Source organism: Geomicrobium sp. JCM 19039 (assembly GCF_000698145.1).
Classification (GTDB): Bacteria; Bacillota; Bacilli; order Bacillales; family Marinococcaceae; genus Geomicrobium_A.
Genome location: NZ_BAXB01000004.1, coordinates 227981 through 234683, shown reverse-complemented (window position 1 = coordinate 234683; position 6703 = coordinate 227981). Strand labels below are relative to the sequence as shown.

The window sequence follows — 6703 nt, the reverse complement described above, 5'->3', positions numbered from 1 at the left end:
CAGACTCACCCACTATGCCCGTTTTAGCCTCGTTTTGATTCCAATCCATGGACGTCTGCTTCCAAACAGGCGTTTATGGAATCAGAAACACCGGTTTGTTCCACCTAACCCGGTTGCTGGGGTTATGATTTCACGCTGTTCGCCCTGTTCCGTGCCGGCTAGCCTCCATTCACAGCATGATATAGGGGCGGGGCTTTGGTCCTTGCATAACTGTTCGACTACAGTCGGGTGGCGTAGCGTGAAAGAATAGCGCTGTTCATCATAGTAGTTGTTCATCTAAAAAAAGGACCGTCCACTCACGGACGGTCCATTCTGCTTATTTTTTCTTTTTCTTTCGATTGGAGCGGAAGCCTTTGTTTTTCGGGTTCTTTTGGCCTTTTCCGCCTTTGCCCTTTGTGTTGTCTCCACGCTTGCCGCCAGGGCGGTCTCCGCGCTCACCTTGAATGACTTTCGGTGCAGTACGTGCGCGTTGCTTGCGCTTTGGCATCCCGACGATTTCAAAATCAATCGTCGTCTCGTCCATATTCACTTCCAACACGCTCACATCGACTTGATCACCGATGCGGTACATATTGCCCGTACGTTCACCAATGAGCGCGTATTGCCGCTCATCGTAATGATAATAATCGTCGGTCAGGTGACTAATGTGCACCATCCCTTCAATCGTATTATCAAGCCGGATAAACAATCCGAAGTTCGCCGCTCCGCTTACAAAACCAGTGAATTCCTCACCAATCTTGTCACGCATATATTCCGCTTTTTTCAGATCATCAACGTCACGTTCCGCATCAACCGCTCGTCGCTCCATTTCTGATGAATGCGTCGCGATCTCTGGCAATTTCCCTTGCCAATGATCGGTCGTCTTCTTGCCCGTCTGCCCGTTCACAAGATACGTACGAATTAAACGGTGCACAATCAAGTCAGGGTACCGACGAATCGGGGACGTGAAGTGCGTGTAGAAATCAGCCGCAAGTCCGAAGTGACCGACATTCGTCGGGTCGTACTTCGCTTGTTGCATCGAACGGAGCAACACTGTACTAATGACGGTTTCCTCCGCTTCCCCTTTCACCGTCTCCAATACTTCCTGAAGCGCACGGGATGAATCGCATCGCCGCGACCTTTCATCACATATCCAAAACTCGTAATGAACTCCAAAAACTTCTGAAGCTTTTCATCGTCTGGATCCTCGTGAATTCGGTAAATAAACGGCAACTTCAACCAGTGGAAATGTTCAGCGACCGTTTCGTTGGCACAAAGCATAAACTCCTCGATCAACTTCTCGCCCACCGACCGTTCAATTACCGCCACATCCGTCGGACGCCCTTCTTCATCCATCTGCACTTTTGCTTCTTTAAAGTCAAAATCAATCGCACCGCGTTTAAATCTTTTCTTACGTAAGATGGCGGCGAGCTTCTCCATCCGTTCGAAGAGGGGGACGAGGCTTTCGTACTTCGCCCGTGTCTCTTCATTTCGATCAGCGAGAATCTCGTTCACAGCGGTGTATGTCATCCGTTCATTCGTGCGAATAACACTCTCAAAAATCTCATGATTCACGACGTCGCCACTCGGAGTGATCTCCATCTCGCACGTGAGTGTTAGACGATCGACTTGTGGGTTTAACGAGCAAATCCCGTTCGATAGACGATGTGGAATCATCGGTATCACACGGTCAACAAGATAGGAACTCGTTGCACGGTCTGCAGCCTCGACATCAATCGGAGACCCTTCCGTCACGTAGTGACTCACGTCAGCGATGTGCACGCCGAGCTTATAATTTCCGTTGTCCAACTCTTCAACCGTCACCGCATCGTCTAAGTCTTTCGCATCGGCACCGTCAATCGTCACAATCGTTTCTTCACGCAAGTCACGTCGTCTTTTTACTTCATTTGGATCAATCGTGTCAGCCGTGTTTGCTGCTTGCTCGGTAACTTCTTCAGGAAATTCTCCAGGCAGGCCGTGTTTAAAGATGATCGATAAAATGTCGGTTCCTGGGTCATTTTTATGGCCTAGAATACGTACGATTTCACCTTCTGCACCTTGTCGGCCCTCCGGATACTTCGTCAGTTCGACGACAACTTTGTGGCCTTCTGCGGCACCGTGATTTCTTCCTTCTGGAATAAATACGTCGCCTTGCATATGCTTATCGTCCGGTTTCACAAAGCCATACCGTTCATAATCAAGATATGTGCCGACGACCGTCGATACCCCGCGCTCAAGAATACGTACGACCGTACCTTCCGCGCGGTCTCCTTTATTGCCACCCGTGCGAGAAGAAACCCGTACGAATACGATGTCTTTATGCATCGCTCCAGCAAGATCGCCAGGAGCTACATACACATCTTCTTCGTCTTCGTTCTCAGGAATAATAAACGCAAACCCTTTGGCGTGAGCTTGTACACGACCTTTGAGCAGATTCATTTTTTCCGGTAATCCGTACCGATTATTGCGCGTACGGATGAGTACGCCTTCATCCTCAAGCTCATTCAGTGTTTTTACGAGCTGTTTTTGTTCATCGGCACTCTCTCCGTGACCGAGTGCCTCTTGCAATTCTTTTACATTTAGTGGTTTATTCGCTTCATCGCGAATAAACGTGAGTACTTGTTCTCTCAATGTTTTCTCTCCTTTCTCTTAAGATGACCATTCTAGTGAATCTAAAAACGCAACGATCTCTTCATGTAAACGTTCTTTCTCTTCCCACAATGTAATGACGTGTGGGGCATTTTCGTAAAGTACTCGATCGCGATGTTTCGAGGAGACTTCTTCATAAATCACATCCGCGTTCTCAGGTGGAACGAGGTCATCTTGTCCGGCTTGTATCACTTTTATTGGTTGTTTAATGTTTGCGAGCCGGTCGCGCACATCAAAGATCAGTTCATCAATCGACGCCAATGTATCAAGAGGCATCGTTTCAAATTCATCCATTTCTTCTTCAATCGTTTCTTCATCTTTCTTTTCAAACTGTTTGTATTGCTTAGCATAATCAACAACGCCCTGGTATAGCCTGTCGTTCATGCCTTGTTGCATGACAGGTGCACACATCGGCACGATGCCATTCACATCAAAAGTATAGCCGACTTTCAAACTGAGCAAACCGCCAAGGGACAGTCCGCAAACCGCGATCGTAGTAAACCCTCGGTCAACGAGATGCTGATACCCCTCTTCAACAGCCGCCCACCAGTCGTGCCAATCCGTTTGCATCAGTTGTTCTGGGGGTACGCCGTGCCCTGGGAATACAGGAGCATGACTCGTATACCCTTGCTTTTGTAAATACCTTCCGAGCATGCGTACGTCATTTGAAGAGCCTGTAAACCCATGGAGCAAAAGAACGGCTCGATTACTCTCTCCTTCAAACGTAAACGGTTTTGGAGCTTTAATTTTCATGTTGTCTCGTTTCCTTTCAAGAAATGCTCGATATCTCGTATAACTTGAAGCTTTTCCACATCTTGAAACACAAAATGGTTGGACTGCTCATACATGTACAGTCGTTTATACTTTGATCCGATATTATCATATAAATAAGCCGCACTCTTCTCCGGAACGAGAATGTCTTTCTCTCCTTGGGCAATCAAGACAGAGGCGGTCACTTCTCGAACGTACGGCCTTACGGTTCGGACGGTTTTCATAAATTCAAATACCGAACGAATTGATGTTTCCTTTGCTTTATCATTAACGAGCGCCATCCACGGGTCGTTCATCCCTTCCCGCATGGAGGTTCGGACATTTTCAATGATTTGTGGACGATTTACGTAATAAGCCGCAGCATTCACGAGCACCAGTTTCTTGATCGGATATTTCGCCGCCAAATAACAGGCCAACATCCCACCCATTGAAAAGCCGATTACATACAGTTCATCCACATGTTTGAGCATTTCGTTCGCGGCGCGATCTGCGGTATATATCCAAGTTGATCCTTCTCCGTTTTTCAGCTCATCATCTTCACCGTGACCTGGAAGGACCGGTGTATAGACGAGCCATCCCTTCTTCCTTCTTAACCGTTCAGCAATCGGTTCGACTTCGGCGGGGGAACCTGTGAAGCCGTGTAAGCATAAACATCCGATCATCGTGATGCGCCTCCGTTCTTACCTGACGATCGTAGAATTCCCGTTCTTTCGGTGATTAAAACAAAAAAACAGCAGGGAGCGTGTGACCCCCTACTGCCTTTAGATGAAATACGCTAATAAAACGGTAATTACAAAGAATAAAATCGCCAGTACGACGGTGGATTTCGATAAGAATGCTTCGATTCCCCGCGCCTTTTGTTTCCCCATTAGTTGCTCTGCCCCACCGGAAATCGCTCCCGATAGTCCAGCACTACGTCCTGATTGAAGTAGTACAACAGTAATCAATGCAATTGCGTTAATAATTAACAATATCGTTAAAACAGTAGTGATCATCACGTTCGCACCTCCATAAAAACGGCAGTCTATCTCATACACAGAAGAAATGCCGTTCATTTCTTCTGTAACCCGTAAATGTCCTTATCTTATAATAGCATACTTCTCATGAGAAGATCAACGGAACGAGCCAGGGCAGCGAAGCGCCAGTCGTAAGCACCGTCGTTTTTGCGATCATTCTAAACACGTAATTCGCAAAAGCTGATACATTTAGCGAATAGTGATCGTTGAATGAGTAAGTGTATGCCGATCGACCAGTATTTTTCAAGTTGAACGAAGGAAATTCACTGAATCCGATGATCGAGATCACTGTTTGCAGGTGAATGTCTGCCGATCGTCTTTTGAAGTTCATCTCACTTCGACAACTTCGTTGCCGATCGTTGTTCGTCACTCCGAGGGTGGCGGGCAACACGGAAGACGTTTGCTGAATGGTACAAAGACGGGGCCGATGGTCACCACCTGGCGCAAGCATGTGATGACCGGTCATTTATGTGACAACCCAGCCTCAATGGTCACATATATCGTAATTTGTGACCGTTCACTCCGTTTATGTGCCCATCCACGTTTAAAATGATGATTTTTCTTTCTCAAGTGTCACATTAATGAATATATGGGGCATTTGGACTTCTTTCCACACACCGTAACCAGTAGGCAGAAACGTGAACCGTGCGTGTTGCGGGAGTACATAGAAAACACGGTGGGCGATCTTTGACCACCGATGTTGCACTTGTAGTCTGGACTGCATAGAAAACACGGTGGGCGTCTTTTGGCCACCGATGTTGCCCTCGTGCTCTGGAGTAGAAGCATTCGCCTCTGTAGTGGAAAGCAACAATCAACAGCGCAAATCAGGAAAATCTCAAGTTCATCCTATATAGCTGATGGAAAGCATATTCTCACAAAATTGATTGATTCGCCTTGTTTTTCTTCCAATGGTTGGACTTCTACTTCCAAACAGACGTATTTGGAATCATTATGAAAAAAGACGCCCAAAACGATCGGGCGTCTTCGTTTATTTACTTATCTAATGTTATAAAACGTCTCTTTGCCCGGGTATTGCCCACGACCACCAAGCTGGTCATGAATACGAAGCAATTGGTTGTACTTCGCTACTCTGTCCGTTCGGGACGGGGCACCGGTTTTGATTTGTCCGGCGTTAACAGCAACCGCCAAGTCAGCAATCGTTGCATCTTCCGTTTCTCCAGAGCGGTGAGAAATGACAGCCGTATAGCCGGCACGCTTCGCCATTTCAATCGCATCGAACGTTTCGGTGAGCGTTCCAATTTGATTCACTTTAATTAAGATCGAATTTCCGATGCCTTTCTCGATGCCTTCTCCGAGTTTCTCTGTGTTCGTTACGAACAAGTCGTCACCGACGAGTTGAACACGGTCACCAATTCGCTCAGTGAGCTTCTTCCAACCGGTCCAATCATTCTCATCGAGGCCATCTTCAATAGAGATGATCGGATACTTGTTCACGAGATCTTCGTAGAAATCAATCATCTCATCGGCAGTTTTTACAACCCCTTCGCCTTTTAGGTTGTACTTGCCATCATCATACATTTCGGAGGCTGCTGCGTCCATGGCGAGCATCACATCTTCACCTGGCTTGTAGCCGGCTCTTTCAATTGCCTCCATAATTGTACTCAGGGCTTGCTCATTAGAATCGAGGTCGGGCGCAAACCCGCCTTCATCACCAACAGCAGTATTTAAGCCTTTTTCCTTCAACACTTTCTTCAAGGTGTGGAAGATCTCTGTTCCGATCATCATTGCTGAACGGAAGTCATCAGCTCCGACAGGCATAACCATGAATTCTTGCAAGTCGACGCTGTTATCGGCATGCTCCCCGCCGTTTAGAATGTTCATCATTGGGACGGGAAGTGTTTTCGCATTAATACCGCCAAGGTATTCATATAGCTCAACCCCTTGATCGTGAGCAGCTGCATACGCGCAAGCGATGGATACGCCAAGAATCGCATTCGCTCCGAGGTTTCCTTTGTTCGGTGTACCGTCAAGCTCAATGAGAAGTTGATCAATGCCAAGTTGATCGGAAACGTCTACCCCTACGAGTTGCGGCGCGATCGTTTCGTTAATGTTTTCGACTGCTTTGAGCACTCCTTTACCCATATAGCGCGAACCGCCATCACGCAGTTCTACTGCTTCGTGCTCACCCGTGGAAGCGCCACTTGGGACTAGGGCGCGACCGAGTGTACCGTCTTCTGTAACAACCTCAACTTCGACCGTTGGGTTTCCTCTTGAATCCAATACTTCTCGTGCTAGAATATCTGCAATCATTGACATGTGTACTTCGT

The 6703-nt window shown here is 47.3% G+C and carries 5 protein-coding genes and 1 pseudogene; all 6 read right to left on the bottom strand.

What is annotated here, in order from left to right; genetic code table 11:
- Positions 1–316 precede the first annotated feature (316 nt).
- The 6 genes and pseudogenes from rnr to eno all read right to left on the bottom strand — a co-directional run bounded on the left by rnr (position 317) and on the right by eno (position 6692).
- Positions 317–2610, bottom strand: a pseudogene (gene rnr, locus JCM19039_RS06605) (ribonuclease R).
- Positions 2611–2628: 18 nt separating this feature from the next.
- On the bottom strand, positions 2629–3381 hold the full coding sequence (locus JCM19039_RS06600) for a carboxylesterase (RefSeq protein WP_042425162.1): 753 nt from the start codon (positions 3379–3381) through the stop codon (positions 2629–2631).
- Positions 3378–4061 (bottom strand): carboxylesterase, encoded by a 684-nt coding sequence (locus JCM19039_RS06595; protein ID WP_042425159.1) that lies wholly within the window; start codon positions 4059–4061, stop codon positions 3378–3380. The genes JCM19039_RS06600 and JCM19039_RS06595 overlap by 4 nt, the downstream gene beginning before the upstream one ends.
- 99 nt (positions 4062–4160) lie before the next feature.
- Positions 4161–4391: a preprotein translocase subunit SecG gene (secG, locus tag JCM19039_RS06590; protein ID WP_042403522.1), complete on the bottom strand. Its 231-nt coding sequence runs from the start codon at positions 4389–4391 to the stop codon at positions 4161–4163.
- 109 nt (positions 4392–4500) lie between these two features.
- On the bottom strand, positions 4501–4881 hold the full coding sequence (locus JCM19039_RS06585) for a hypothetical protein (RefSeq protein WP_042425156.1): 381 nt from the start codon (positions 4879–4881) through the stop codon (positions 4501–4503).
- A gap of 530 nt (positions 4882–5411) precedes the next feature.
- A complete protein-coding gene (eno, locus tag JCM19039_RS06575) occupies positions 5412–6692 on the bottom strand; it encodes a phosphopyruvate hydratase (RefSeq protein WP_042425151.1) in 1281 nt (426 codons plus the stop codon).
- Positions 6693–6703 lie beyond the last annotated feature (11 nt).

Bases quoted from the DNA above. Each gene is read 5' to 3' on its own strand.
- JCM19039_RS06600 (WP_042425162.1), bottom strand. From the start codon at position 3,381: ATGAAAATTAAAGCTCCAAAACCGTTTACGTTTGAAGGAGAGAGTAAT.
- JCM19039_RS06595 (WP_042425159.1), bottom strand. From the start codon at position 4,061: ATGATCGGATGTTTATGCTTACACGGCTTCACAGGTTCCCCCGCCGAA.
- JCM19039_RS06585 (WP_042425156.1), bottom strand. From the start codon at position 4,881: ATGACCGGTCATCACATGCTTGCGCCAGGTGGTGACCATCGGCCCCGT.
- eno (WP_042425151.1), bottom strand. From the start codon at position 6,692: ATGTCAATGATTGCAGATATTCTAGCACGAGAAGTATTGGATTCAAGA.